Source organism: Methylobacterium sp. Leaf456 (assembly GCF_001425465.1).
In the GTDB taxonomy this organism is placed as follows: domain Bacteria; phylum Pseudomonadota; class Alphaproteobacteria; order Rhizobiales; family Beijerinckiaceae; genus Methylobacterium.
Map to the genome: position 1 here is coordinate 360,996 of NZ_LMQV01000012.1, position 26,200 is coordinate 387,195.

Here is a 26,200-nt window from a genome sequence, read left to right on the forward strand (position 1 = left end):
TTTTTCGCAATGACTCTCGTCGCGACGCTGATAGCAAACCCCGCCCGGCCCGCCATCACCGACGCGGTCCTGGCCGAGGCCCGCCGGGTGCTCGGAACCGATCACCAGCCCCGCATCCTGCACGGCGAGGTCGCGGCCGAATTGCTGGTCCCGGCCGAGTCCGAGGAAGCGGGCGCGCTCACCGAGCGCCTGCGCGCGGCGCTCGCCGGGGAACCCATCGACGTCGCCGTGCTGCCCGGCGGCGCCCACCGCCGCAAGCGGCTGTTTCTCGCCGACATGGACTCGACCATGATCGAGCAGGAATGCATCGACGAACTCGCCGACCTCGTCGGCATCAAGCCCGAGGTCGCCGCCATCACCGAGCGGGCGATGCGCGGCGAGATCGCGTTCGAGCCGGCTTTGCGCGAGCGGGTCGGGCTGCTGAAGGGGCTGCCGGTCGGCGTGATCGACGGGCTGATCCGCGACCGCATCCGCCTCACGCCGGGGGGGCGCACCTTGGTCGCGACCATGCGGGCGCACGGCGCCTATGCCGCCCTCGTCTCGGGCGGCTTCACCGTGTTCACCGGGCCGATCGGCCAAGAAATCGGGTTCGACGAGAGCCGTGCCAACGTCCTCGACGTGGCCGAGGGGCACCTCACCGGCCGGGTGGCCGAGCCCATCGTCGGGGCGGAGGCCAAGCGCGCGGCTCTGGTCGAACTGCGCGGACGCCTCAGTCTCGCCGAGAGCGAAACGCTGGCGGTGGGGGATGGGGCGAACGACCTGCCGATGCTCGGCGAGGCGGGGATCGGGGTGGCGTTCCGGGCCAAGCCCAAGGTCGCGGCGGCGGCGCGGGTACGGATCGAGCACGGCGACCTGACGGCGCTGCTGTACCTTCAGGGGTATGCGGCGGCGGAGTTCGTGGGCTGAAGACGGTGTCTCATCGCCTCCGGCGATAGATCAATCCGACCGACGCCAGCGACACCGCGAGCGAGAGCGACAGCGCCACGGCGTAGGTCGGCGCGATGCCTTCCGTCGGCGCGAGGCGGATCACCGCGAGGTTGAAGGCGCACAGGCCTACCGCGCCCGACACCGTGCCGCGGATGGTGGCCGAAGCCGCGTCCCGCCCGCTCTGGGCGTGGACGAAGACGATGAGCGGCCACGCGATCACCGGCACGGGTGCGAGCAGGCCGCTGACCGCCGGCCCGAGCAGCGGTGCACTGAGCGTCACCAGCACGACGAGGCCGGTCGAGACGGCGATGCGGGTGGGCAGGTCCCAAGGCAGCAGCCGGGCCGGGCGGATGCCGGTGCGGGCGCCGCGCGTGAGGGCCAGCAGCAGGCCGGTCAGGGAGAGGTCCACGAGGATAAGGGCCGCGTCCGAGCCGATCCGGCCGGCGGCGAGCGCCCAGAGCGCGAATCCGGCGAACCCGGCAAGGCAGGACAAGGGGACCGAACAGCGCCGGCTCGCCCGGAGGTAGGCGAGATACGAGGCCAGCACCGCACCGACGCCCACGAGCGAGCCGTGGGCGGCCGCACCCGCGAAGGGCAGGCCCTGCTCCAGGGCGAGGTAGAGCGAGATCGGCCCGGAGGTGAGCGGCAGGCCGGCGACGATGCCGCCGGCGGCCGCGCCGAAGCGCCGGTTCACCAGCGTGACCAGCGCCATCAACAGCGGCGTGACGGCGAGCTTGACGGCGAGGAGTCCCACCGTCGCGCCCGCCGCCCGCTTCGTCTTAGTCGAGGCCGATCGCGACGAAGCGCACGTCGCCGCTGAGGCTGGCGACGAGCAGCAGCACCGACTTGCGGCCGTCCTTCTTCAACGCCTCGACGCGCTTGGTCACGTCGGTGGGCGAAGACACCGCCTCCTGGCCGACTTCGACGATCACCTCGCCCGGCTGGATGCGCTTGTCGGCGGCGGTCGAGTTCGGATCAACCTTGGTGACGACCACGCCGTTCTTCACCGTCTCCTTGATGTTGAAGCGCTTGCGCGCCTCGTCGGAGAGGTTGGTGAGGTTGAGGCCGAGGATCTGGCGGTTGACCGATTCCGGCTCCGGCTGCTTGGCGTTGGCGGTCTGGACCTTCTCGCCGTCCTCCAGGCGCCCGAGCAGCACGGACTTGGTCTGCTCCTCGCCCTTGCGGACGACCAGCACGTCCACGGTCTTGCCGACCGGGGTGGCGGCGACGATGCGGGGCAGCTCGCTCGACGACTTCACCGGCACGCCGTTGAACCGGACGATGACGTCGCCGACTTCCAGCCCCGCGGTCTTGGCCGGGCCCTTCTCGTCGATGCCGGCCACCAGCGCGCCCTTGGCCCCGCCCTTGAGGCCGAGCGCCTCGGCTGTGGCGTCGTCCACGTTCTGGATGCGCACGCCGAGCCAGCCGCGGCGCACCTCGCCGAACTGGCGCAACTGCTCCACCACTGGCGAGGCGGTGCCCGAGGGCACGGCGAAGCCGATGCCGACCGAGCCGCCCGACGGCGACAGGATCGCGGTGTTGATGCCGATCACCTCGCCGTCCATGTTGAACAGCGGACCGCCCGAGTTACCCTTGTTGATGGCCGCGTCCGTCTGGATGTAGTTGTCGTAGGGACCGGACTCGATGTTGCGGCCCCGCGCCGAGACGATGCCGGCGGAGACCGAGCCGCCGAGCCCGAACGGGTTGCCGATCGCCATCACCCAGTCGCCCGGGCGCATCTTGTCGGAATCGCCGAACGGCACCGCCTTGAGCGGGCGCTCCGTTGTCGGCTTCACGCGGAGCACGGCGAGGTCGAGCTTGGGGTCCTTGCCGACGATCTCGGCCTTCAGCTTCACGCCGTCGCTGAGGATGACCTGGATGTCGTTGGCGTCGCCGATGACGTGGTTATTGGTCACCACGATGCCGGACGCGTCGATGATGAAGCCCGAACCCAGCGAATTTGACTTGCGCGAGGGCGAGCGCGGGCTGTCGTCTTCGCTCTTGGGGCTGCCCTGATTGTTCCCACCGCCGCGACGCTTGAAGAATTCCTCGAACAGATCCTCGAACGGCGTGCCCTGGGGGAGCTGCGGCAGGCTGCGGCCACTGCTCTTGGCTTCCACCGTGGTCGAGGCCGAGATGTTGACCACCGCGTCCGTCACCTTCTCGGCGAGGTCGGCGAGCGACTCGGGGCCCTTGGCCAGGGCGGGCAGCGGCAGCGACGTGGCGACGACCGCGACGCCCAAACAGACGCCGGTGAGCGCCGAGGCGGCGCGCCGGGCGAGCGAGGGCCGACGGGCCCGGTCGGCATTCGCGGCGAGTCTCGCAACGGGCATCATGGGCGGTTTCCTCATGGTCTCGGGTGCGGCCCTGTTCGTCGGGCCCGCCTATAGATTCCGCGGCCGGCACCCCGATCAAGGTGCCGGCCGCGGATGCCGCAGTGGTCTCTGGAGCCGCATCGACTTTTTCCGAAAGCCGGCATCCATCGTTCGGGTCGATGCGCTTTAGCGCACGGTCCCGGTGGTGCCGGGGCTCGTCTCGGATTTCGCCGCATCGCCCTTCGCTGCCTCGGGCTTACGCCCCTGCGGATCGCCGAAGTAGCGGAAGAAGTCCGAGGTCGGGCTCAGCACGAGGCGAGTGTCCTGGCCCTTGAGCGCGTGCTCGTAGGCCTGCATCGAGCGGTAGAAGGCGAAGAAGTCGGCGTCCTTGCCGAAGGCCTCGGCGAGGATGCGGTTCTTCTCGGCCTCGCCCGCGCCGCGCAGCTCCTCGGCCTTCTGGTTGGCCTCGGCCAGGATCACGGTGACGTCGCGGTCGGCCTTGGCGCGGATCAGCGTCGCGGCCTGATCGCCGTTGGCGCGGATGTCGGTCGCCTCCTTCTTCCGCTCCGAGGTCATGCGGTCGTAGACCGCCTGACTGTTCTTCGCGGGGAGATCGACGCGGGTCATGCGCAGGTCGACGATCTCGACGCCGAGCCCCTTGGCCTCGCGGTTCACGCTCTCTTGGATGTCGTTCATCAGTTGGGCGCGGTCGGTCCGCACCAGCGCGTCGCGGCTGGAGCGGGCGAGCACGTTGCGGAGCGCCGAGTTGGTAAAGCTCGCCAAACGCTGGTTGGCCTGCGCGATGGTGCCGACCGACTGGTAGAACTTCAGCGGATCGACGATGCGGTAGCGGGCAAAGGCATCGACTTCGAGGTTCTGCCGGTCGGCGGTGAGCAGCGGCTGCACCGGCAGGTCGAGGTCAAGCACGCGCTTGTCGAACAGCACGACGCTGTCGACGAACGGGACCTTGAAGTAGAGGCCCGGCTTGTTCTGGCCGACCGGGTTCAGCACGTCGCGGACGCGGCCGAGCTGGAGCACCAGCGCCTGCTGCATCTGCCCGACGGTGAAGACCGAGGCGTAGAGGCCGACGGCGATCGCGGCCGCGATCACCATCAGGCCCGTGCGGAGGGCGGGGTTGTTCATCGGCTCGTCGCTCCGCTCGCGGCAGGGGCCCGCAGGGTGTCGGTCAGGGGCAGCACCGGCAGCACGCCGGCCGCAGCCCCGGCGCCGGACACGCCGGAGCCGTTCTGATCGATGATCACCTTGTTCACGGAGCCGAACACCTTCTCCATCGTCTCTAGGAAGATGCGCTCGCGGATCACCGCGGGCGCGACCTTGTACGAGTCGTAGACCTGGCTAAAGCGAGCGGCCTGACCGGTCGCGTCGGCGGTCGCCTGGGTGCGGAAGGCTTCCGCGCCCTGCACCACCTGGCTCGCCCGGCCTCGGGCCTGGGGCACCTCGCGGCTCGAATAGGTCTCGGCCTCGTTGCGCACCTGCTGGGCGTATTGCTGGGCGGCGTTCACGTCGATGAAGGCCGGACGCACCTCGGGCGGCGGGTTGACGCTGGTGAGCTGCACCACCTCGATGCGCACGCCCGCGCCGTACTCGTCGAGCGCCGCCTGGAGGATCTCCTTGACCTCCTGGGCGATGCTCGACTGCTCGTTCGTCAGGATCGGCTGGATGTTGCGCCGGCCGATCACCTCGCGCATGGCGCTCTCGGCGATGGCCTTGATGGTGCCGTCGGGGTTGGCGAGGTTGAAGACGTAGTCCTCGGCCTTGAGCGGGTTGACGCGCCACTGCACTTCGAAATCGAGATCGACGATGTTCTCGTCGCCCGTGAGCATCAGGCTCTCTTCCGGCACGTCGCGGGTGCGGGTGGTGCCGCCGGCGACGTAGCCGATCGGGATCGAATTCACGACGCCGACATTCGGCTTCTGCACGGTCCCGATCGGATAGGGGAAGTTGTAGCGCAGGCCCTCGCCGGTCGAGCCGGTGTAGCGCCCGAAGATCGTGTTGATGCCGACCTCGTTGGGCTTCACGATGTAGAAGCCGGTGAGCAGCCACGCACCGACCACGAGACCCGCCGCGATCAGGAGGCCCTTGCCGCCGCCGAAGCCGCCGCCGGGCATCACGCCGCGCAGACGGTCCTGTCCGCGCCGGAGCAGATCCTCGAGATCGGGAGGCGTCTTGCCGCCGCCCCCGCCACCCCAGGGACCGCCGCCGTTACCGCCGCCACCGCCGCCGGGTCGGCCCCAGGGGCCGCCACCGCCGCCGCTCTGATTGCTCCAAGGCATTCTCGACGTGAACTCCTGCTCAGGCTGCACCCCGCATGGGGCGCGACGAATTTCTCAAGCCGCGAGAACGCGTTTGCCGCAGCCTAGGAACACGCCGCGCACCAGAGTGGCCGCGGGCATTCCTGTCAAGGCTGGCAGGTGGGCGCGGGCGCCGTCAATGGCAACCGCAACCGCCGGCTCCGACCCCGCCGGGGCCCTGCGGCCAATGCGCCCCGGTTCGTTCAACGGCCTGACCGGCGCTCCCAATCCACGAAGTGGAAGGGAAACTCGTCGCGCTCCCCCGCCGGATGGGATTCGCGCAGCGTCTCGTGGAATTGCGAACGGTCGAAATCCGGAAAATGCACGTCCCCCTCGGGCGCCGCCTCGACCTCGGTGAGGTGGAGCCGGTCGGCATGCGGCAGGGCGAGCGCGTAGATCTCGGCACCGCCCACCACCATCAGCTCGTCGGCGCCCGCCGCCTCCACCGCCTCGTCCCAGGAATGCACGATCTCGGCGCCGGGGATAGCGAGGCTACGGTCGCGGGTCAGCACGAGGCTGCGCCGTCCGGGCAGCGGCCGGCCGATCGAGTCCCAGGTCCTGCGGCCCATCAGGATCGGCTTGCCGAGCGTCAGCGCCTTAAAGCGCTTGAGGTCGCTCGACAGACGCCAGACGAGGCCATTGTCGCGGCCGATGACGCCGTTGCGGGCGACCGCGGCGATGAGGGCGATGCGGGACGCCATCAGACCGCCACCGGCGCCTTGATCGCGGGATGGGGCGCGTAGTCCTCGATGGCGATGTCGGCGAATGTGAAGTCGAACAGGGAGCGGACCTCCGGGGTGAGCCGCAGCTTCGGCAGCGGCCTCGGCTCACGCGACAGTTGGAGCCGGGCCTGATCGAGGTGGTTCGCGTAGAGATGCGCGTCGCCGAAGGTGTGGACGAAGTCGCCCGGCGCATAGCCCGTCACCTGCGCCATCATCGCGGTGAGCAGCGCGTAGCTTGCGATGTTGAACGGCACGCCGAGAAACACGTCGGCCGAGCGCTGATAGAGCTGGCAGGAGAGCCGCCCGTCGGCGACGTAGAACTGGAACAGGCAGTGGCACGGCGCCAGCGCCATCTTGTCGAGGTCGGCCGGGTTCCAGGCCGAAACCACGAGGCGGCGCGAATCGGGGTTGCGGGCGATCTCGTCGAGCACCCATGCGATCTGATCGACCGTGCCGCCGCCGGGCTTCTCCCACGAGCGCCACTGCCGGCCGTAAACCGGGCCAAGATCGCCGCTCGCGTCCGCCCACTCGTCCCAGATCGTGACGCCGTTCTCGCGGAGATACCGAACGTTGGTGTCGCCCTTCAGGAACCACAGCAGCTCGTGGATGATCGAGCGCAGATGGAGCTGCTTCGTCGTGACGAGGGGGAAGCCCTCGGCGAGGTCGAAGCGCATCTGGTGGCCGAACACCGAGAGCGTGCCGGTGCCGGTGCGGTCCTCCTTGCGGGTGCCGCCGTCGAGGATGCGGGTCAGGAGATCGTGATACGCGCGCATGACACCGCCTGCCTCCCGACGCTCCTGCGGAGCCGGAGGTCGGTTCTATGACCGAACCGGGACGGGGCGCTAGGGAAACGCGGCGCCGTCGGGGTGCGATCAATCGTGGACGTAGAGGTAACGGTCGAGGGCGTCCTGCAGAGCGGTCTTGTCGAGATCGGGCTTGTGGACGAAGAACGTCAGGTCCTCGGCCTCGGCGATGATGCGGCCGAACTGCTCGGCGACGTGGTACTTCCTGCGGCTGCGATAATCGTGGATGCCGACGACGGAGCCCCGACGCAGGTGGCGCAGCGCCTGGAGGAAGCAGGCGACGCGGAACCGGCCGTCCACGAGGCAGAGGTCGAAGTCGTCGATGCCGCTCTCGGCGATGGCGCCGGAATATTTGGGGAAGTTGTCCCGGCAGATGTCCGTGGTCGGGACACCCCATTTCTTGGTCGGGCCGATATCGACGTAGAGCAGCTTCCGTTCGGCGGCCGAATCGCCGATCGTCTCCGCGACCTTGGCGATCCAGGCCTCGTCGCTCTCGACGGCGTAGAGCCGGCCGGTCACGGTCTTCGCGGCGGCAATCGTGCTGCCCCCCATGCCGAATTCAAAGTATGAACGCGCCGGAGACAAGAAAGCCATAAATAGATCGGCTTCCTTTCTGGTCATGCGAACATTCATCGGCGGCACTCTCTGATCTATCGGCTCGGCGCTCTACCGTCTCACCCGCGCGTCGTCAACGCAACCGGATGTCCGTGACAGGCTCCTCCTCGCAGAACACGGCATCGCGTGGGGGGCGGTCGGCCCGGCGCGGGGGGACGCGAGCCGCCTCAGCGCCAGAGGGCGGGCCCGAGCTGGTAGGCGACCAGCGCGAGGTTGCTCCAGGCGTGGAGCAGGATGCAGGGCCAGAGCCGGCCGGTGCGCCAGCGCAGCCAGCCGAGCGTCAGCGCGAGGGGCAGCAGGGTCAGCGGCCGGGCTAGCGCGTTGAGGGCGCTGGCGTTCCGGGGCGCCGGCTCCAGTCCGACATGGGCGAGGCAGAAGATCAGCGCGGTGACCACGATGGTCGCCGCCGGCCCGAGGAAGCTGCTCGCGCGAGCATAGACCTCGCCGCGCAGGAGCAGCTCCTCGGCGATCGGCGCGAGCAGGACCGCGAAGGCGAACCACAGCGTCACCATCGTCGGCGACAGGAACGGCGAGATGCGGACGCCTTGCGCGAAGTTGACGTTGAGCGCCGCCGCGGTCGCCGTGACCCAAGTGATGTGGATCAGCGGCCAGAGCGGCAGGAGCCAGAGCAGCCGCCGGGTCGAGGCGCGCGGCAGCGTCGGCTCCGCGAACCCGAGCCGCCGAGCGAGCGCCCCCGGTCCGGCCCCGCGGCAGGCGAGAGCCGCGAGCCCGACGACGAGGAGCGCCATCACCCCCTGCCGCAGAACATCGGTGACGACTCCGCGGGCGGCGAGTTCGGCCAGCGGCAGGCGCGGGCGCAGCTGCGTCGGCATGAACGGATCGATCCCGAGGCGCCAATCGCCGACGAGCCGCACCAGCGGGCCGGCGATGAAGGTCGCGGCGACGAGGATCACGAGCGGCACGAGCACCAGCCCGAGCATGCGACCGAACCACGCGAGCGAGGCGGCGGCGAGGGTGATCGGGGGTGATTCGGTGCCGGAATGCGCGCTCGCGCCACCCTCGGAGGGCGGCAAATCGGCCACGCTTCCAACGCGGAGCGGGTCTGAGCGCGGATCGCTCTTCAAAACCGCCGTCGGCCCCTCTATATTCCCCTTGCCGGTCGCAAGTCCGGCTATGGCGATAAACGTTCTTCGCAATAAACCTATCGGACCCGGGGGCGGTACCCGGCGCCTCCACCCGAACCCAGGACCGATGGCCGCATGGCCGAGATGCTGGGTTCCGGCGGGGGCGAAATAGGATCGACGAGGGCGTAAAGGGAGCACTTTCGCTCGGCATGGTTCCGCCGTTATCGGGCCTTTGCAATAGTTGCCAACGACAACTTTGCTCCGGTGGCTGTCGCCGCGTAAGCGGTGCCAAAAACCGACCTAAAGTCCTAACGGGTAGCACCGATTAGGCGGGGTTCGGAGGTACCTGGCAACAGAAACCTCCACTCAATTTCCACGTCCCGGCGCTGCCGCCCTCCGGCCGTGACCGGACAAGCGAGCGCCGATGGCCGAAGATCTGATCCGTTACGATCTCCTGGTTCAGGATGCCCTGCGCGGCGTCGTGCGCAAGGTGCTGACCGACGCGGCCCGCGAGGGGCTCTCGGGCGAGCACCACTTCTACATCTCCTTCCGCACCGAGGCGCCGGGCGTGCGCATGTCGCAGCGCCTGCGCGAGAAATATCCGCAGGAGATGACGATCGTCCTGCAGCACCAGTTCTGGGACCTGAACGTCACCGAGCATACCTTCGAGGTTGGCCTGTCCTTCTCCGGCGTGCCGGAGCGGCTGCTGATCCCGTACGACGCGCTGTCCGGCTTCTTCGATCCTTCCGTGCAGTTCGGGCTCAAGTTCGACCTGAACGAGGGCGCTGAAGGCGAGGAAAGCGCCGAGGCGCCTGCTGCCGCCCCGAAACCCGGCCCGCGCGGCGCGGCCTCCGAGCCCGCCGAGATCAAGCCGAAGGGGACCGGCCTCGCCCCCGTCGCCGCCGGCCCGAAGATCGTGCCGGCCCTCCCCATCACCCGCGAGGCGAAGGAGGCCGAGGACGGCGGCAAGGATAAGGACAAGGCGAAGCCCGAAGCCGCCGAGAAGGGCGACAAGGAGGCGAGCGCCGAGGTCGTCAGCCTCGACGCGTTCCGCAAGAAGAACTGAGTCGCTCATCCGATCCCGCCCCCTCAGGATGAGGGGTTGGGTGGGACACGGGGCGAAAGCCGTTTACCGCAGCCGCGCAAAAGCCCGCGATATCGGCGCGAAACGGGCAATCTCGGTATCCAAACCCGGGATCATTCGGTAATCCAGCCTGACGGCACCGGGTCGTCGGTGGGAGGATGTGCGGGTGAAGGGGCGGGGCAGCTCACAGGCTTGGCTCGTCATCGCCCTCGTGCTGGCGCTCGGCGGGCTCGTCCTCGCGCTCGAGCCGCGCCTCGTGAGCCGCCTGCCCGATCTCGACGATCTTTTCGCGAGATTCGCCGAGAAGCCCGCCGCCGCCCGCGCGCCCTCGCCCCTGCCCGAGTCGAAAGCCGAAGCGAAGCCCGTCCAGCGCACGGCGCTCGAAAACGGGCGGGTCGTCGTCAAACTCGATGCCGACGAGCGCGCGCGCATCGGCGTCGAGACGCGGCGCGTCGCGCCGGGCAGCCACCGCATCGAGATCCAGGCCTACGGCAGCGTCCTCGATCTCGCCCGTGTTACTGAACTCACCAACGCCTATGCCAGCGCCCAGGCCGCGCTCCAGACCGCCCAGGCCAAGGCCGAGGTGTCGAAGAGCGCCTTCCAGCGCGCGCGCAATCTCGGCGCCTATGCCACGCAGGTGCAGGTCGAGACCGCGGAGGGCACCTACCAGACCGATCAGGCCACGCTCTCGGCGGCGCAATCCCAGTTGCGCACGCTGGCCGCCACAGCCCAGCAGGAATGGGGCCCGGTGATCGGCAAGGCGATCGTCGAGCGCTCCGTCGTGGTGACGCGCCTGATCGAGCGCGTCGATTTCCTCGTGCAGGTGACGCTGCCGCCGGGCGAGACCCTGAAGGGCCGGCCCGACACGGCATTCGCCGAGGTGCCGCCGCAGAGCGAGCGGGTGGCCTTGCGCTACGTCTCGCCCGCCACCCGCACCGACCAGCGCATCCAGGGCGTGAGCCTGTTCTATCTCGTCTCCGGCGACAGCGGCCTGCTGCCGGGCCTCAGCACGCTCGCCTTCATCACCGCCGACCGCGCGGTCCAGGGCATCCTCGTGCCGGAGGACGCGGTGGTGCATTGGCAGGGCGGGGCGTGGTTCTACCGCGAAGTCGGCGAGGACGGCTTCGCCCGCCACCCGCTGCCGCCGAACGCCGCGATGTCGGCCGATGCCTACGTGGTCGGCGATCTCGGCGGAGAAACCGAGATCGTCGTCGGCGGCGCGCAGGCGCTGCTGTCCGAGGAGGCGAGGGCGCAGGCGCCCGCGCCGATGGACGACGACGACTGATGGCCGTGCCCCCGGCCGCTCCGAACACCGGGCCCCAGGCCGCCCTCGTCGCCTTCGCGGTGCGCTTTCCCGGCGTGGTGCTGGCGCTCTGCCTCGCGCTGCTCGCCTACGGCGTCATGGCGCTGAACGAGGCGAAGTACGACGTCTTCCCGGAATTCGCGCCGCCCACCGTCTCGGTCCAGACCGAGGCGCCGGGCCTGAGCCCGGAGCAGGTCGAGATCATCGTCACGCAGACGGTCGAGGGGGCGATCAACGGGTTGCCCGGCATCGCAAGCTTGCGCTCCACCTCGATCCAGGGCCTGTCGGTCGTCACCACCACCTTCACCACCGGCACCGACATCTACCGGGCCCGCCAGCTCGTGAACGAGCGCCTCGCCACCGTCGCCAGCCGCCTGCCGCAGGGCGTGATGGCGCCGACCATGACGGCGCTGACCTCTTCGACCGGCACCGTCCTCGTCCTCGGCCTCACCTCGCCGACGCGCTCGCTGCTCGATCTGCGCACCGTCGCCGACTGGCGCCTGCGGCTGCGGCTGCTCGCCGTGCCCGGCATCGCCGAGGTGCTGGTCTATGGCGGCGACATCCGCTCGATTCAGGTGCAGGTGCGCCCGCGCGACCTGATCCGCTTCGGCATCGGCCTCAACGACGTGCTGTCCGCCGCCCGCAAGGCGACCGGCGTGCGCGGCGCCGGCTTCGTGGATACGACGAACCAGCGCATCGCGCTCCAGACCGAGGGGCAGTCGCTGACCCCGGAAGAAGTCGCCCGCACGGTTCTGGTCAACGAGGGCGGGGCCAGCGTGACGCTCGGCGACGTGGCCGACGTGCGCGACGCCCCCGAGCCGCCGATCAGCGCGGCGCAAATCGACGGCGTGCCCGGCGTGATGCTCTCGGTCGGCGCGCAGATCGGCGCCAACACGGTGGAGGCCACTGCCCGCGTCGAGGCGGCGCTCGCCGAATTGCGGCCGGGCCTGGAGCGCGAGGGCATCACGCTCCGCGCCGACCTGTTCCGGCCCGCCAACTTCGTCACGGTCGCCAACGGCCACGTGATCCAGGCGCTCACGCTCGGCGGGCTCCTCGTGATCGTCGTGCTGTTCCTGTTCCTGCTCGATTGGCGCACCAGCCTCATCAGCGCGGTGGCGATCCCGCTCTCGCTGATCGCCGCGGTCGCGGTGCTGGCCGCACTCGGCGAGAGCCTCAACGCGATGACGCTCGGAGGGCTCGCCATCGCCATCGGCGAGGTGGTGGACGACGCGGTGATCGGCGTCGAGAACGTGGTGCGGCGCCTTCGCGAGAACCGGCGCCTGGAAACACCATTGCCCGGCCAAGCGGTGGTGTTCGACGCCGTGATGGAGGTTCGCACCTCGGTCGCCTACGCGACGCTCGCCGTACTCCTCGTCTTCCTGCCGGTGCTGGCTCTGACGGGTGTGGCCGGCCGCTTGTTCGGGCCGCTGGCGCTCACCTACATCCTCGCCGTCATCGCCTCCCTCGCGGTCGCGCTGACGCTGACGCCCGCGCTCGCCGTCCTGCTGCTGGCGCGGCGCAAGCGCCTGCCGACCCTCGATCCGCTGCCGATGCGCGCCTCACGCGCCACCTATATGCGGCTCCTGACCCGCATCGACCGCGCGCCGAAGCGCATCATGGCGTTGGGACTCGTATCGGTCATCGTAGCCGGCGCGACCGTGCCCTTCCTCGGCGGCGCCTTCCTGCCCGATCTGAAGGAGGGCCACCTGATCCTGCACATGGCCGCCGCCCCCGGCACCTCGCTGGAGCAGTCGCTGCGGCTCGGAGGGCACATCACGCAGGCGCTGAAGGAGGTGCCCGGCGTGCGCGCCGTCGCCCAGCAGGTCGGGCGGGCGGAGGCCGGCTACGATGTCGGCGGCACGCATTACAGCGAGATCCACATCGACCTCACCGCGGGCCTCGACGGCGCGGGCCAGGAGCGGGCCGAGGCCGGCATCCGCGCGCTGATGGCCAAGACGCCGGGCGCGGGCTTCTCGCTCAAGACCTTCCTGACCGAGCGGATCGAGGAGACGGTCTCGGGCTTCACCGCCCCGGTCGCCGTCCACGTCTTCGGCAACGATTTGTCCGCGATCGAGGCCGCCGCCCGCGACGTGGCGCGCGAACTCGCCGAGGTGCGGGGTGCCGCCGACGTGCAGGTGGTCTCGCCCGCAGGTCTCCCGCAGATCAACGTGTCGCTCCGCGCCAACGATCTGCGCCACTGGGGCCTCGACGCCGTCGAGGTTCTGGAGATCGTCCGCACCGCCTACCAGGGCGACGTGGTCGGGCAGACCTATCAGGGCAACGCCGTCTTCAACGTCACGGTCATCCTCGAAAAGGCCGCCCGCACCCGCCTGTCGAGCCTCGGCGACCTGCCGATCCGGGTGCGCGGCGGCAGCTTCATTCGGCTGGCCCAGGTCGCCGACATCTACGAGACCTCCGGGCGCTACGCCGTCCAGCATATCGGCGCGCAGCGCGTCCAGACGATCACCTCGAACGTCGAGGAGCGCGACGTCGCCTCCTTCGTCGAGGCGGCCCGGCGCAAGATCGGGCGGGAGGTGAAGCTGCCGCCGGGGGTCTATGTCAGCTTCGCCGGCGCGGCCGAAGCCCAGGCCAAGGCGCGACGCGACCTGATCGCCTATTCGGCGCTGGCCGGGCTCGGCATCGTGGTGCTGCTCGCCGTCGTGACCGGCTCGACCCGCAACCTGATCCTCGTGCTGGTCAACCTGCCCTTCGCCTTCGTCGGCGGCGTGGCCGCGGTCGCCGCCACCGGGGCGGTGGTCTCGCTCGGCTCCATCGTCGGTTTCGTGACGCTGTTCGGCATCTCGCTGCGCAACACCATCATGATGGTCTCGCATTACGAGCACATCACCGCGGTCGAGGGCCGGGCCTGGGGCCGGATGGCGGTGATCGAGGGCGCGGCAGATCGTCTCGTGCCGATCCTGATGACCTCGCTGGTGACGGGCCTCGGCCTGCTGCCGCTGGCGCTCGGGGCGGGCGAGCCCGGCCGCGAGATCGAGGGGCCGATGGCGCTCGTGATCCTCGGCGGCCTCGTCACCTCGACGGTGCTCAACCTCCTGATCCTGCCGACCCTCGCGCTGCGCTACGGCCGCTTCGGCACCCCGCGCCCGGCCGTCTGAGTCCCTGCTTCGTTACCCGGCCTCGCTCGGACAGGATCGCAGTGTCTTCCATTTGACGGATTACGCTCCCTCCGGTCTCTCGACTTGAGTGTTTTGGTCCCAATAACCCACAACGCAAACGTAGTTTTTTAAATTGCTCCCTTGCGTCTTCGTGCGACCCGTATGATCTTGGCGACCGAGGGGCCCAAGGAGCGGACAAGCAGGATGACGGAAGAGAGTCAGAAATCGTTCAACGACTTCGTGGAATTGGCGAGTGACATCGTCTCCTCCTACGTGTCGAACAACTCAGTGCCCGCTTCCGAGCTTCCCGGCCTGATCATCAACGTTCACGCAGCCTTGACCGGGCTCGGCGGCGCGACTGCGGCGGCGGCCCCGGCCGAGGAAGCGGTCGAGAAGCCGACCCCGGGCCAGGTCCGCAAGTCCGTGACCCCGGACGCGATCATCAGCTTCATCGACGGCAAGCCCTACAAGACCCTCAAGCGCCATCTCGGCACCCACGGTCTCGACCCGTACTCGTATCGCCAGCGCTACAACCTGCCGAACGATTACCCGATGGTCGCCCCGAACTACGCCGCGCAGCGCTCGGCGCTCGCCAAGTCGATCGGCCTGGGCCGCCCCGGCGGCCGCATCGAGGAGCCGGAGCCCGAGCCGCAGACCGCGAAGCCGTCGCGCTCGCGCCAGAAGGTCGCCTGAGCCCGCGGGGCGCGACGCGTATCCGGGTCGCGGCCCTTGCTCTACAACCCGTGCCGGACCGCTCCTCGGGGCGGCCGGCGCTTTTGATTCCGGGGGACGAGGCATGGCGGCGGGCGCGGCCCATCTCATTGTGGACGTGGCCGGCACGCCCTGCGCCCTGCTGCAGGCCGACATCCGCGAAATCCTGCCGCTGCCGCGCCTGCACTCGCCGCCGACCGTCGGCGGGCCGGTGGCGGGGCTGCTCGATCTCGGCGGCGAGCCGGTGCCGGTGGTGGACCTCGCCGTGCTGTTCGGCCTGCGCGACGCGGCGGGCGCGGACGATCCCTATCGCCATATCGTGCTGGCCCGTGCCCGCCCGCTCGGCCTGCTGGTGGACCGGGCGCTCGATGTCGTGACCGTCGCGAGGGGCAGCCTCAAGCCGGTCGATCCGGCGCGCAGCCTGAACGGCTGCGTCGTCGCCGAGTTCGCCCACGGCCAGAATCTCGTCCACCTGCTGTCGCTCGACCGCGTCCTGACGCTCGAGGAGCGGGCGCGGCTCGACGCCTTCGCAACGAGCGCGCGGCAGCGGCTCGCCCGGTTCGGCACGCTCGAGGCTGCCCGACCCGCGTGACGCGCCCGCCCGAACGCGTGCGCCGCGCCGCGACTTTCGCCGACGATCCGGGTTTTGCCGCGCTCAAGGAGCGGGTGATCGCGCGGACCGGCCACAGCTACTACGCCGACAAGGACGACCTGCTGCACGACCGGGTGCGGCGGAGGCTGAAAATCTGCGGCTTGCCCGACTGCACCGCCTACCTCGCCCGGCTCGAAGACCCCGGCGGGCGCGACGAGTGGGCGGCGCTGGAAGCCGAGATCACCATCGGCGAGACCTTCTTCTTCCGCTACGCCGAGCAGTTCGAGGCCCTGCGCGCCCGCATCCTGCCCGACCTGATCGCGGCGCGTGCCGACATCCGCACCTTGCGGATCTGGAGCGCGGGCTGCTCGACCGGTGCCGAACCCTACTCGTTGGCGATCCTCGTGCGCGACCTGCTCGGCGAGGCGCTCCCCGAGTGGTCGGTGACGATCCTCGGCACCGATCTCAGCGTGGAGGCGCTCGCCACAGCCCGCAGCGCGGAGTTCGGCCCGTGGGCTCTCCGCACACTCGACGAGCCCGACCGCCTGCGCTGGTTCCGGCACATGCCGGCCCGGCCCGGACGCCCGCACGGCTCCTACGCGCTGCGCCCGATCTATCGCCGCATGGTCCGGTTCGAGCGCCACAACCTGCTCACGCTGATCGACGGCGCGTCCCCGGCGCTCGGGCCGGCCTTCGACCTGATCCTGTGCCGCAACGTGTTGATCTACTTCCATACCGAGCACGTGAACGGGATCGTCCGGGCGCTCGGCCAGCGGCTGCAACCCGGCGGCTGGCTGCTGATCGGCCACGCCGAGCCCAACCCGGCCTTCGCGCAATGGCTGGAGCCGGTGGCGCTGCCCGGCACCGTCGCCTACCGCCCGGCGGGCACGGAAGTCGGCGAGCCGGCGCCCGCGCCGCAGCCGTTCCTGCCGTGGACGCCGGAGGCCCCGCCCGCCTTCGTGCCACCGACGCCACCCGAACCGCCGCCCCCGCCGCCGGCCGCCCGGGAGGCGACACAGCCGGTCCCAGCCGGCGAGGCACCGGCAGCGGCCGACCTGCTGGAAGAAATCCGGCGGCTCGCCGATGCGGGTGAGACGGCTCGGGCGTGGCGGCTCATCCAGGACGAAATCGGCGGGCGCGGCACCGATCCGGGCCTGCGCTACTACGAAGGCCTGCTCGCGCTCGATCTCGGCCGCGAGGCGGAGGCCGAACGGGCTTTGCGCGGCGCGCTCTTCCTCGACCGCGGCTTCGTCATGGCGCATTACCAGCTCGGCCTGCTGCTCGCCCGGCACGGGCGGCGGGAGGAGGCCGCCCGCGCCCTCGACAACGCGCTGCGCCTCGCGCAAGGACTGGCGCCCGAGACGATCCTGCCCGAAGGAGACGGCGTGAGCGCCCATCGCCTGGCCGAGAACGCGCGGGCGCTCCTCACGAGCGGGCCCGCCGCATGAGGGCCGCCCTGGAAGCACAGCGCGACACCTTGCTCGACGCCCGCGCGGCGGCGCTCGCCGCCCGCTCTCCTGAGGCCGAGCGCACGGTCGCGACCGAAGGCTTCCTCGTCTGCGCCTGCGGCTCCGAGCGCGTCGGCCTGCCGCTCACTGCCGTCGCGGGGGTGACGCCGCTGCCGCCCTGCACGGCCCTGCCCGGCGCGCCGACGACGTTGCGCGGCATCTGCGCCATGTCCGGCACCATCGTCAGCGTGCTCGACCTTTCCGCCTGCCTCGGGCTCGGAACTGGGGCGGAGGACGGCCACCTCGTGCGGCTGCGGGCGCAGGAGCCGGCGATGGCGTTGGCAGTAGAGCGCGTCGTCGGCATCGCCCGCATCGAAGCACGGCCCGCCGACTCTCTGGGAGACGGCCCGCTTCTGGGCTATGTCCCGCCGGGCTCCGACCGGACCGGCGATGTCCGCGACGGCTTCTCGATCCTCGACCTGCCGGCGCTGCTGGCCCGCTTCCTCACCTGACGGCCCGGCCCCCGAGCCGGCCCCGCACCGGAGTCATCGAACGCCCGTGTCGCTCTCGATCGGAAAACGCATCCTCTTCGGCTTCGTCGCCGCGAGCCTGATCGTGGCGCTGCTCGGCGCCTACGCCCTGCGCCAGATCGCGACCGTGCGCGACATGACCGACACCATCGTCAGTCGCGACATCGGCGTGCTGCGCCAGCTCGACGACCTCGGCAACGTCTCGCGCAACATGGGGCTGGTCCGCCGCAACGCGGTAATCGCGGTGCTGACCTCGTCGCAAGGCTCGGCGCCGCGGCAGCAGCAGGACGACTATCTCGGCGGCTGGCGCCAGAACGCCACCGAGCTGGAGCGCCTGCTGAACATCATCGCGGCGGAGGTGAAGGAATACCGCGCCGCCTCGATCTCGCCGGAGCGCGCCACCGCCTGGATTCGCTTCGGCAGCGTCATCGACGAGGTGAGCGAGAGCTTCCGACAGGTCCGCACCGCGAGCGAAGTGCAGCTCCAGGCGGTCAACGCCAAGGACATCGCCACCGTCGAGGGCCGCAACGACGAGATCAACCGCCTGCACGACGGCCTCCTGCGCAGCATCGGCAACGCCCGCACCGCGCTCGACGGCGTGATCGGCGTCGGCCAGAAGAGCGTGCGCGAGGTCTACGAGGCGAGCCGCCTGTCGATCGCCATCACGGTGATTGCCTCGGTGATCCTGTCGATCCTCGTCACCATCCTGATCAGCCGCGCCGTGGTGCGCCCGCTGGAGAACGTCATGCGCTTCGTCGAGCGCATCGGCGCGGGCGACCTCACCGGCCGGCTGGAGCGCACCGGCCAGGACGAGATCGGGCGGCTGGGCGCGACGCTGAACGGCATGGCGGCGGGGCTCGCCGACCTCGCCCGCACCAACCGCGCCGCCACCACCGACCTCAACGCGGCGGCGGCCGAAATCCGCGCCTCGGCCCAGGAGCAGGCCGCCAGCGTCGAGGAGCAGTTCGCCGCCGTGCAGGAAACGGCCGCGACGGTGGACGAGATCACCCATTCGGGCGCGCAGATCTCGAAGCGCGCGAGCGAAGTCATCGCCACCGCCCAGGCGGCCGCGCAGACCGCCCGCTCGGGCCTGCGCGCCGCGACCGATACCGCCAAGGCGATGGACTCGATCCGCGAGCAGGGCGAGGCGGTCGCCGGCAACATCGTGAGCTTAAGCGAAAAGACGCAGGCGATCGGCGAGATCATCGTCACGGTCAACGACATCTCGGAGCGCACCCACCTGCTCGCCCTCAACGCCGCCATCGAGGCGGCCGCGGCCGGCGAGGAGGGCCGCAGCTTCGCCGTCGTCGCCTCGGAGATGAAGCTTCTGGCCGATCAGGCCAAGCAGGCGACCGTGCAGGTGCGCGGCATCCTCGGCGAGATCCAGCGCGGCATCAACGCGTCCGTCATGCTGACGGAGGAGGCGGTCAAGCGCGCCGCCGCGGGCAAGACCCGCACCGACTCGACCGTGCGAACCATCGAGGAGATGGCCGCCCGCGTGGAGGAGGGCGTCCAGACCTTCCAGCAGATTGTGGCCTCGACCAACCAGCAGCAGCTCGGCATCGAGCAGGTGATGGGCGCGCTCCAGAACATCCGGCAGGCGAGCCAGCAGACCGCCGCCGGCACCCGCGAGGTCGAGACGGCGTCGGCCAACCTCACCGAACTCGCCCAGGGGCTGATGGCTTTGGCCGAGCGCTACCGGCTCTGAAGCGGCTCGGATGGACATCCGCCAACTGCTGCTCGCCGCCTTCGAGGTCGAGCACCGCGAGCATCTCGAAGCGATTCGCGCCGCGCTCGCCGCCGAGGGCGGCGTCGATTGGCACGACGTGTTCCGCCGCGCCCACAGCCTGAAGGGTGCGGCGCGTGCCGTCGATCTGCCGCCGGTCGAGGCGGTGGCGCATCAGCTGGAAGCCCTGTTCGAGCGCATCAATACCGGCCAGCATCCCCTCGACCGGGAGGCGCGCGCCGCGACCCATCTCGCGCTCGACCGCATCGAGGCGTTCGTCGCCGCAGGCGGCGCGGCGGCGATGCCGGACGACGCGCTCGCGGCGCTGGCCGCCTGCCTCGACCCCGCCGCCCCCAAACCCGCCGCGGAGCCCGAGCCGGCCCCCGCCCCGCCGCCCACTCCTTCGACTCCCGTGGCGGAGCCGGCGGGCGATCCCTCGCTCGCCGTCCTGCGCGTGCCGGCCGCCGCCGTCGAGGCGCTGACGCGGGCGAGCCACGGCCTCTGGGCCGCCCTGCCGAGCCAGACCGCGAGCGCCGAGCGCGCGACCCGGCTCACCGCCCAACTGCGCGACCTGCGCCGCCGCACCGAACTCGCGCAACGCCCCGGCCAGGCCGGGAATCTCGCCGACGCCACGGCCCTGCGCCGGGCCCTCGCCGACATCGAAGCCGGGCTCGGTGCGCTGGCCCGCGAGGCCTCCGACCTCGCGCTGGGCTCGAGAGCCGCCAACCTCGCCGTCGAGACCGCCGCCGCGCGCGTGCGGGAAGAGGCCGAGCGCCTTGCCCTGGTCCCGGCCGAGACCGTGTTCGGCGGGCTGGCGCGCATGGTGCGCGACCTCGCCCGCGCCGAGGGGCGCGACGTCGAGGTGAGCGCCCGCGGCCTCGATCTGCCGGTGGAGCGCGCCATGCTCCAATCGCTCAAGGACCCGGTGCTGCATGCCCTCCGCAACGCGCTCAGCCACGGCGCCGAGCCGCCGGAGACGCGCCGCCGCGCCGGCAAGCCGCCCGCGCTCTCGATCCTGCTCAGCGTCGAGGCGCAGGGCGGGCGGCTCCTGCTCGGCATCCACGACGACGGCCGCGGGCCCGATCTTTCGGCCATCGAAGCCACCGCCCGCCAGCGCGGCCTGCTCGCCGCCGACGCGCAGCCCGACCCGGAAGCGCTGCTGGCGCTGCCGTTCGAGCCGGGCTTCTCCACCGCGGGCACGGTGGACGCCCTGTCGGGCCGCGGCATGGGCCTCTCGGTCGTGGCGGAAGTCGCCCGCGCCCTGCACGGGCAGGTCAGGCTCGCGCCGCGCACGCCGCACGGCACCTCGCTGATCCTGACGCTCCCGCTCTCCGCCGCAAGGCGGCCGGTGGTGGTCGTGGAAGCCGGCGGCGCCCGCTACGCCCTGCCGAGCGGCGCCGTCGAGGCGCTGACCCGGCTCGACCCGGACGCGCTGGAGACCGTGGCGGGCCGTCCGGTCGTCCCGGTCGAGGGCGACGACGAGCGCGCCGGCTCGACGCTGCCCGTCGCCTCGCTCTCTGCCCTGCTCGGCGTACCCGAGGCCGCGCGGGAATCGGCCACGATGCCGGCCCTACGGTTGCGCGGGGCGTTGGGCCGTTGCGTCGTCACCGTCGAGCGACTGCACGACGTGCGCCGCCTCCTCGTGCTGCCGGCCCCGCCCTTCGGCGTCGATCCGGCGCTCGTCACCGGCACGGTGGTGCTCGGCACCGACACCCCGGCCCTGGTGCTCGACCCCGACGGCCTCATCGCGCGGCTCGGCCATGCAGGCCCGAGGCCTTCCCATGAACGTACGAAACCATACAATCCGGCCGACGGAACGATGGCGGAGACGCGGCGTTCGACGATTCTCGTTGTCGATGACTCCATCACGACCCGCACCCTGGAGAAGAGCATCTTGGAAGCGGCGGGCTACCGCGTCATCGTCTGCGTCGATGGGCAGGAGGCGCTCGACCGCCTGCGGGCGCGCATCGAGCCGGTCGATTGCGTCGTGGCCGACGTCGAGATGCCGCGCCTCGACGGGTTCGGCCTCGTCGAGGCACTGCGCCGGGAGGAGGAGTTCAGGCGCCTGCCCGTCGTGCTGATGACCTCACGCGGGGACGAGGCGGACGTCGCCCGCGGTCTCGAACTCGGAGCCGACGCCTACCTCACGAAGCAGAAATTCGACCAGCGCGAGCTCCTGGACACCATCGGTCAGTTGCTGTGAGCGGGGGAAGCGGTTCTCTAGCGCCCAAGGGGCGCGTGCGCGTGCTGGTGGTCGAGGATTCGCTCGTCGTCCGCACCCTGCTCACCCACATCATCAGCCGCGATCCACGCCTCGAACTCGCGGGTGCGGTCGAGTCCGGCGAGGCGGCTCTGGCCGCCATCGACACCGTGCGGCCCGACGTGATCTCGATGGACATCCGCCTGCCCGGCATCGACGGGCTGGAGACCACCCGCCGGATCATGGCCGACCGGCCGACGCCGATCGTCGTCATCGCCGATTCGGTCGAGGATTCCTCGCTCAAGATCTCGATGAACGCGCTGCGCGCCGGCGCCCTGTCGGTGGTCGAGAAGCCGGTGGCGACGACGAACGACGGCTACGACGCCGTCGCCGGCCAGATCTGCACGCAGTTGCGCATCATGGCCGCCGTGCCGGTCATCCGCCGCCGCCCGATCGGTGCCGAATGGGCCGCCCGCAAGACCGCACCTCCCAGCGAGATGCCGGCCCTGTTCGAGCCGATCTCGGCCGCCCCGAGCGTACTCGCCATCGCGGCCTCGACGGGAGGACCGCCCGCCTTGGCCAAGGTGATCGGCGGCCTGTCCGCCGACTTCCCGCTGCCGATCCTGCTCGTCCAGCATATGGGCGCGGCCTTCATGGAGGGGTTCGCAAGTTGGCTCGACGGCGTGGTGGCGCTCCCCGTGGGGCTCGCCCGCGACGGCGAGATCATGAGCGCGGCCCGCGTCTACGTCGCACCGGGCGACCGGCATCTCGAACTCGGCGCCAACAACCTGCTGCGCGTGAGCGACGCCGCCCCGGTCGGCGGCCAGCGCCCGGCGGCCACCGTGCTGTTCGCCTCGGTCGCCCGCCAAGTTGGCCCGCAGGGGATCGGCGTGCTGCTGACCGGCATGGGCGAGGACGGCGCCACCGGCCTTCTCGACATGCGCAAGGCCGGCGCCGCGACGGTGGCCGAGCACGAGAGTTCCGCGGTCGTCTACGGGATGCCGGCCGCCGCCGTGCGGCTTTCGGCGGCCTCGCGGGTGCTGCCGCTCGAACAGGTCGCATCGCATCTCCTTCGCCTCGCGCAGGGGAGGCCGGCATGAGCGCTGGGATGAGCGCGGGCGTATCCGAGGCGGGGCTCCGCGAGCACCGCCTGCTGCTGGTGGAGGATTCCGAGACCCAGGCGCTGGAACTGCGGCTGCAGCTCGAAGCCCAAGGGTTCTCCGTGCAGCGCTGCGCGACGGCGGAAGCGGCGCTCGATCTCCTCAACACCGACCTGCCCGATCTCGTGGTGGCCGACCATCACCTGCCGGGCATGAACGGCGACGAGTTCACCCGGCAGATGCGGCTGTCGCTGCGCACCCGCGCCCTGCCCGTCGTGATGCTGACGAGTGCGCGGGACGGCGAGCGCCACGGCTTCGAGAGCGGCGCCGACGCCTATGTCGAGAAATCCGCCGACCGCGATCTCTTGGTGCTGCGCATCCGCGCCCTGCTGCGCGAGCGCAAGAGCGGCGCCGCGGAAGGCCCGTCCGGCGCCGCCTTCCGCCGCGGCCGGGTGCTGATCGTGGACGGCAGCGCCACCTACCGCGCCTTCTTCACCGGTCTGCTCTCGCAGGAGGGCCACACCGTGGTCGCCGCCGCCGATCAGGCCGCAGCGCTCGCGGCGCTGGACGAGCCGGGGGCGAGCTTCGACTGCGTCACCCTCGACCTCGTCGGCAGCCCCTATGACGGCATCGCGCTTTGCACCGAGATCGGCGCGCGCCGCCTCACGCAGGGAGAGGCCGGCGGCGCGGGCTTCCCGCTGATCGGCATGGCCGGGGCCAAGCCCGACAAGAGCCTGCTGGTCGCCGCCTTCGCCGCGGGCGCCGACGACGTGGTGTCGAAGGCCGACGGCGAGGTGCTGGCGATGCGGGTGCGCGGCCTCGTGCGCCGTCGCCTGCTGGAGGAGGACAACCGCCGCATCTCCGGCGAATTCGGTGACCGGGAGCGGGAGATCGGGCGCGCCCGCGCCGAGGCCGAAGCCGCCGCCGCCCGCGCCGCGCTCGCCGATGCGCTCCAGCAGGCCAACAGCGATCTGGAGGACGCCAACCGCAAGCTGACCGAGGCGCAGGCCAAGCTCGTCCAGGCCGCCAAGATGGCCTCGCTCGGCGAGTTGGTCGCGGGCATCGCCCACGAGATCAACAATCCGCTCGCCTTCATCCTGGCGCATCAGGGCACCGTCGAGCGCATCCTGGGCGAACTGCCGGCCCCGGAAGCGTCCGACAGTGCCCGCGCGCTCACCAAGGCCCGCGACCGCGTCGGCTCCATGCGGCTCGGTCTCACCCGCATCCAGGACCTGGTGCTGAACCTGCGAAAATTCTCGCGGCTCGACGAAGGCGAGCGCGGCCTCGTCAACGTGCCGGAGGCGATCGAGACGGTGCTGGCGCTGATCCAGCACAAGCTCGGCACCCGCATCGCCGTCCGGCGCGACTTCGCCGGGCGGGCGGAGATCCACTGCACGCCCGCGCTCCTCAATCAGGTGGTGATGAACATCCTCGGCAACGCCGCCGACGCGATCCCCGGAGACGGCACCATCACGATCGCGACCGCCTCCGACGAGGAGACCGACACGATCCGCATCAGCGACACGGGGCCTGGGATTCCTGACGCGTTGCGCGAAAAAATCTTCGAGCCGTTCTTCACGACGAAGCCGGTCGGATCGGGCACCGGGCTCGGCTTGGCGATTGCCTACAGCGTCGTTCAGGCGCATAGCGGCTCGCTGACCGTGGAGACGGCGCCGGGTGGGGGCGCAAGCTTCGTCATCGGCATCCCGAGGCAGTCGGCAGCGGCATGAGCAGAGGCACGATCCTGGCCGTCGATGACGAGCCGGACATCCTGATCGCCCTCGAAGACCTGTTCGAGGACGAGTACCGGGTCATCACCTCGGCCAAGCCCGAGGAAGCCCTCGGCATCCTACGCGACGAGCCCGACATCGCCGTCGTCGTCTCGGATCAGCGCATGCCGGGCATGACCGGCGACGCGCTCCTCGCCGAAGCGCGCCTGTTCCACGAGGCGCAGGCGATCCTGCTCACCGGCTACGCCGACATCTCGGCGGTGATCGCGGCGCTCAACCGCGGCGGCATCATCGGCTACGTCGCCAAGCCGTGGGACCCGACGCTGCTGCGCGCCACCGTGCGCAACGCCTACGAACGCCACCGCCTCGGCCGCGACCTCGCCACCGAGCGCGCCCTGCTGCGCGGCCTGCTGGATCACGCCGAGGAGGCGATCTCGTTCAAGGATGCGGGCGGTCGCTTCGTACGCCTCAACGCCCGCAAGGCGGCGCTGATGGGCGCCGAGATCGAGCCGAGCCTCGGCCGCACCGAGGCCGCGCTGGCCGACACGCCCGAGGCCAGGGAGGCGGAGGCCGCCGACGCCCGCGCGGTCGCAACCGGCGAGGCCGGCTCGACGGTGATCGCCCGCGGCGTGCTCGGGGCCGAGCGCTGGTCGCACGTCATCCGCGTGCCGATCCGGGGGCTCAGCGGGGAGGTGACTCACCTCGCCACGATCGAGCGCGACGTCACCGAGCAGAAGAGCCTGGAGGCTCGCCTTCGCCAATCCGACAAGATGCAGGCGCTCGGCACTTTGGCCGGAGGCATCGCCCACGACTTCAACAACCTGCTCACCGCCATCCTCGGCAGCCTGGAACTGGTTGGGCCGAAGATCGCCGACCAGCCGCGGGTCAAGCGCCTTGTCGACAACGCCACCGGCGCGGCTCAGCGCGGCTCGGCCCTGACCAAGCGGCTCCTCAGCTTCAGCCGCTCCAACGACCTGAAGGCGAAGCCCGTCGATACGAATGCGCTGATCGAGGGCATGAGCGCCCTGTTCGGATCGAGCCTCGGCAGCCTCGTCTCCGTCGTGCGCGACCTCGACCCCGACACGCCGCAAGCCCTGGTCGATCCCGACCAACTCGAACTGGCGGTGCTCAACCTCTGCATCAACGCCCGCGACGCCATGCCGGACGGCGGACGCGTGACGATCGCGACGCGCCGCGCCCACATCGCCGACGATCCCGACCTCAAGCCCGGCACCTACGCCGTCGTCACGGTGGCCGACGAGGGCACCGGCATCCCGCCCGAACTGCTGGAACGGGTCTGTGAGCCGTTCTTCACGACGAAGGCGGTGGGGCAGGGCACGGGCCTCGGCCTCGCCATGGTGTTCGGCCTCGCCCAGCAGGCGGGCGGGCGGCTTCGCATCACCAGCGAGGTGGGCGTCGGCACCCGGATCGAACTCGCCCTGCCGCAGGCTGAAGGTGCGCCCGAGACGGATGCCGCCGAATCCGCGCCGGAGGTGGCCACCGCCACGGCGCCGGCCCGCATCCTCGTCGTCGACGACGACCCGGAGGTGCGCCACGTGACGGCCTCCTTCCTCAGCGATTTCGGCTACACCGAGACCGAAGCCAAGGACGGGCGCACCGCGCTCGCGATGATGGAGGAGGGCGGCGCCTTCGACCTCGTGGTTGCCGACCTCGCCATGCCCGGCATGACCGGCGTCGAACTCGCCGCCGCGATCCGCAGCCGTTTTGAGGGCGTGCCCGTGCTGCTGCTCACCGGCCACGCGGAGGCCGTGCCGATCCCCAACGACCTGCCGGTGATGCAGAAGCCGTTCGCGTCGGCGGAGTTGGCCGCGCGCGTGTCGCAGCTTCTCGCCGGTGGGGCCTGAGCCTCGAACCCGCGCC

The 26,200-nt window shown here is 70.9% G+C and carries 21 protein-coding genes and 1 other RNA gene; 14 read left to right on the forward strand and 8 right to left on the reverse strand.

Translation table 11 applies throughout. The features are described from left to right. Positions 1-9: 9 nt before the first annotated feature. On the forward strand, positions 10-906 hold the full coding sequence (serB, locus tag ASG52_RS11675; RefSeq protein ID WP_056243076.1) for a phosphoserine phosphatase SerB: 897 nt from the start codon (positions 10-12) through the stop codon (positions 904-906). Between the two features lie 10 nt (positions 907-916). Here the strand turns inward: serB and ASG52_RS11680 are convergent, their stop codons facing one another. From ASG52_RS11680 to ASG52_RS11715, 8 genes are all read right to left on the reverse strand, one after another. Further along, entirely contained in the window at positions 917-1,681 is a 765-nt protein-coding gene (locus ASG52_RS11680) for a hypothetical protein (RefSeq protein WP_056243078.1), read from the reverse strand. A 25-nt stretch (positions 1,682-1,706) separates the two neighbouring features. Beyond that, entirely contained in the window at positions 1,707-3,263 is a 1,557-nt protein-coding gene (locus tag ASG52_RS11685) for a DegQ family serine endoprotease (protein ID WP_156383892.1), read from the reverse strand. Positions 3,264-3,428: 165 nt separating this feature from the next. Continuing rightward, on the reverse strand, positions 3,429-4,385 hold the full coding sequence (hflC, locus tag ASG52_RS11690) for a protease modulator HflC (protein WP_056243080.1): 957 nt from the start codon (positions 4,383-4,385) through the stop codon (positions 3,429-3,431). Further along, the gene (gene hflK, locus ASG52_RS11695; protein WP_056243083.1) at positions 4,382-5,536 is read right to left on the reverse strand and encodes an FtsH protease activity modulator HflK; all 1,155 of its coding nucleotides are present in this window, start codon (positions 5,534-5,536) and stop codon (positions 4,382-4,384) included. Before hflK ends, hflC begins: the two co-directional genes overlap by 4 nt. Before the next feature lie 221 nt (positions 5,537-5,757). Then, the gene (locus ASG52_RS11700; protein WP_056243084.1) at positions 5,758-6,255 is read right to left on the reverse strand and encodes a dihydrofolate reductase; all 498 of its coding nucleotides are present in this window, start codon (positions 6,253-6,255) and stop codon (positions 5,758-5,760) included. Continuing rightward, positions 6,255-7,049 carry a thymidylate synthase gene (locus ASG52_RS11705; RefSeq protein ID WP_056243086.1) on the reverse strand — a complete coding sequence of 265 codons (795 nt, stop codon included), beginning with the start codon at positions 7,047-7,049 and terminating at the stop codon, positions 6,255-6,257. The genes ASG52_RS11700 and ASG52_RS11705 overlap by 1 nt, the downstream gene beginning before the upstream one ends. A 99-nt stretch (positions 7,050-7,148) precedes the next feature. Then, complete coding sequence (locus ASG52_RS11710) at positions 7,149-7,631, reverse strand: hypothetical protein (RefSeq protein WP_056243088.1); 483 nt, start codon at positions 7,629-7,631, stop codon at positions 7,149-7,151. 230 nt (positions 7,632-7,861) lie between these two features. After that, positions 7,862-8,737, reverse strand: coding sequence for a CPBP family intramembrane glutamic endopeptidase (locus tag ASG52_RS11715; RefSeq protein ID WP_286159017.1), 876 nt, complete (start codon positions 8,735-8,737; stop codon positions 7,862-7,864). Positions 8,738-8,770: 33 nt separating this feature from the next. On the opposite strand from ASG52_RS11715, the gene ssrA reads away from it, so the two are divergent. The 13 genes from ssrA (at position 8,771) to ASG52_RS11775 (ending at position 26,184) form a co-directional block, all read left to right on the forward strand. Beyond that, positions 8,771-9,146, forward strand: a transfer-messenger RNA (tmRNA) gene (gene ssrA / locus ASG52_RS26255). Positions 9,147-9,203: 57 nt separating this feature from the next. Beyond that, positions 9,204-9,845 carry an SspB family protein gene (locus ASG52_RS11720; protein WP_056243091.1) on the forward strand — a complete coding sequence of 214 codons (642 nt, stop codon included), beginning with the start codon at positions 9,204-9,206 and terminating at the stop codon, positions 9,843-9,845. Positions 9,846-10,029: 184 nt separating this feature from the next. Beyond that, the gene (locus ASG52_RS11725; RefSeq protein ID WP_056243092.1) at positions 10,030-11,148 is read left to right on the forward strand and encodes an efflux RND transporter periplasmic adaptor subunit; all 1,119 of its coding nucleotides are present in this window, start codon (positions 10,030-10,032) and stop codon (positions 11,146-11,148) included. Beyond that, entirely contained in the window at positions 11,148-14,282 is a 3,135-nt protein-coding gene (locus ASG52_RS11730; RefSeq protein WP_056243094.1) for an efflux RND transporter permease subunit, read from the forward strand. Before ASG52_RS11725 ends, ASG52_RS11730 begins: the two co-directional genes overlap by 1 nt. Positions 14,283-14,486: 204 nt before the next feature. Then, a complete protein-coding gene (locus ASG52_RS11735; RefSeq protein WP_056243096.1) occupies positions 14,487-14,975 on the forward strand; it encodes a Ros/MucR family transcriptional regulator in 489 nt (162 codons plus the stop codon). Between the two features lie 103 nt (positions 14,976-15,078). Further along, entirely contained in the window at positions 15,079-15,585 is a 507-nt protein-coding gene (locus ASG52_RS11740; RefSeq protein ID WP_056243097.1) for a chemotaxis protein CheW, read from the forward strand. Then, positions 15,582-17,033, forward strand: a complete 1,452-nt coding sequence (locus ASG52_RS11745) for a CheR family methyltransferase (RefSeq protein ID WP_056243100.1) — start codon at positions 15,582-15,584, stop codon at positions 17,031-17,033. The genes ASG52_RS11740 and ASG52_RS11745 overlap by 4 nt, the downstream gene beginning before the upstream one ends. Next, complete coding sequence (locus ASG52_RS11750; RefSeq protein WP_056243102.1) at positions 17,030-17,545, forward strand: chemotaxis protein CheW; 516 nt, start codon at positions 17,030-17,032, stop codon at positions 17,543-17,545. The genes ASG52_RS11745 and ASG52_RS11750 overlap by 4 nt, the downstream gene beginning before the upstream one ends. A gap of 46 nt (positions 17,546-17,591) precedes the next feature. Beyond that, a complete protein-coding gene (locus ASG52_RS11755) occupies positions 17,592-19,271 on the forward strand; it encodes a methyl-accepting chemotaxis protein (protein WP_056243104.1) in 1,680 nt (559 codons plus the stop codon). A 10-nt stretch (positions 19,272-19,281) separates the two neighbouring features. Beyond that, entirely contained in the window at positions 19,282-21,492 is a 2,211-nt protein-coding gene (locus ASG52_RS11760) for a hybrid sensor histidine kinase/response regulator (protein WP_056243106.1), read from the forward strand. Between the two features lie 35 nt (positions 21,493-21,527). Further along, positions 21,528-22,589: a chemotaxis-specific protein-glutamate methyltransferase CheB gene (gene cheB, locus ASG52_RS11765; RefSeq protein WP_056243108.1), complete on the forward strand. Its 1,062-nt coding sequence runs from the start codon at positions 21,528-21,530 to the stop codon at positions 22,587-22,589. Further along, positions 22,586-24,319 (forward strand): response regulator, encoded by a 1,734-nt coding sequence (locus ASG52_RS11770; RefSeq protein WP_056243110.1) that lies wholly within the window; start codon positions 22,586-22,588, stop codon positions 24,317-24,319. The genes cheB and ASG52_RS11770 overlap by 4 nt, the downstream gene beginning before the upstream one ends. Next, positions 24,316-26,184 carry a response regulator gene (locus ASG52_RS11775; protein ID WP_056243112.1) on the forward strand — a complete coding sequence of 623 codons (1,869 nt, stop codon included), beginning with the start codon at positions 24,316-24,318 and terminating at the stop codon, positions 26,182-26,184. The genes ASG52_RS11770 and ASG52_RS11775 overlap by 4 nt, the downstream gene beginning before the upstream one ends. Positions 26,185-26,200: the final 16 nt, after the last annotated feature.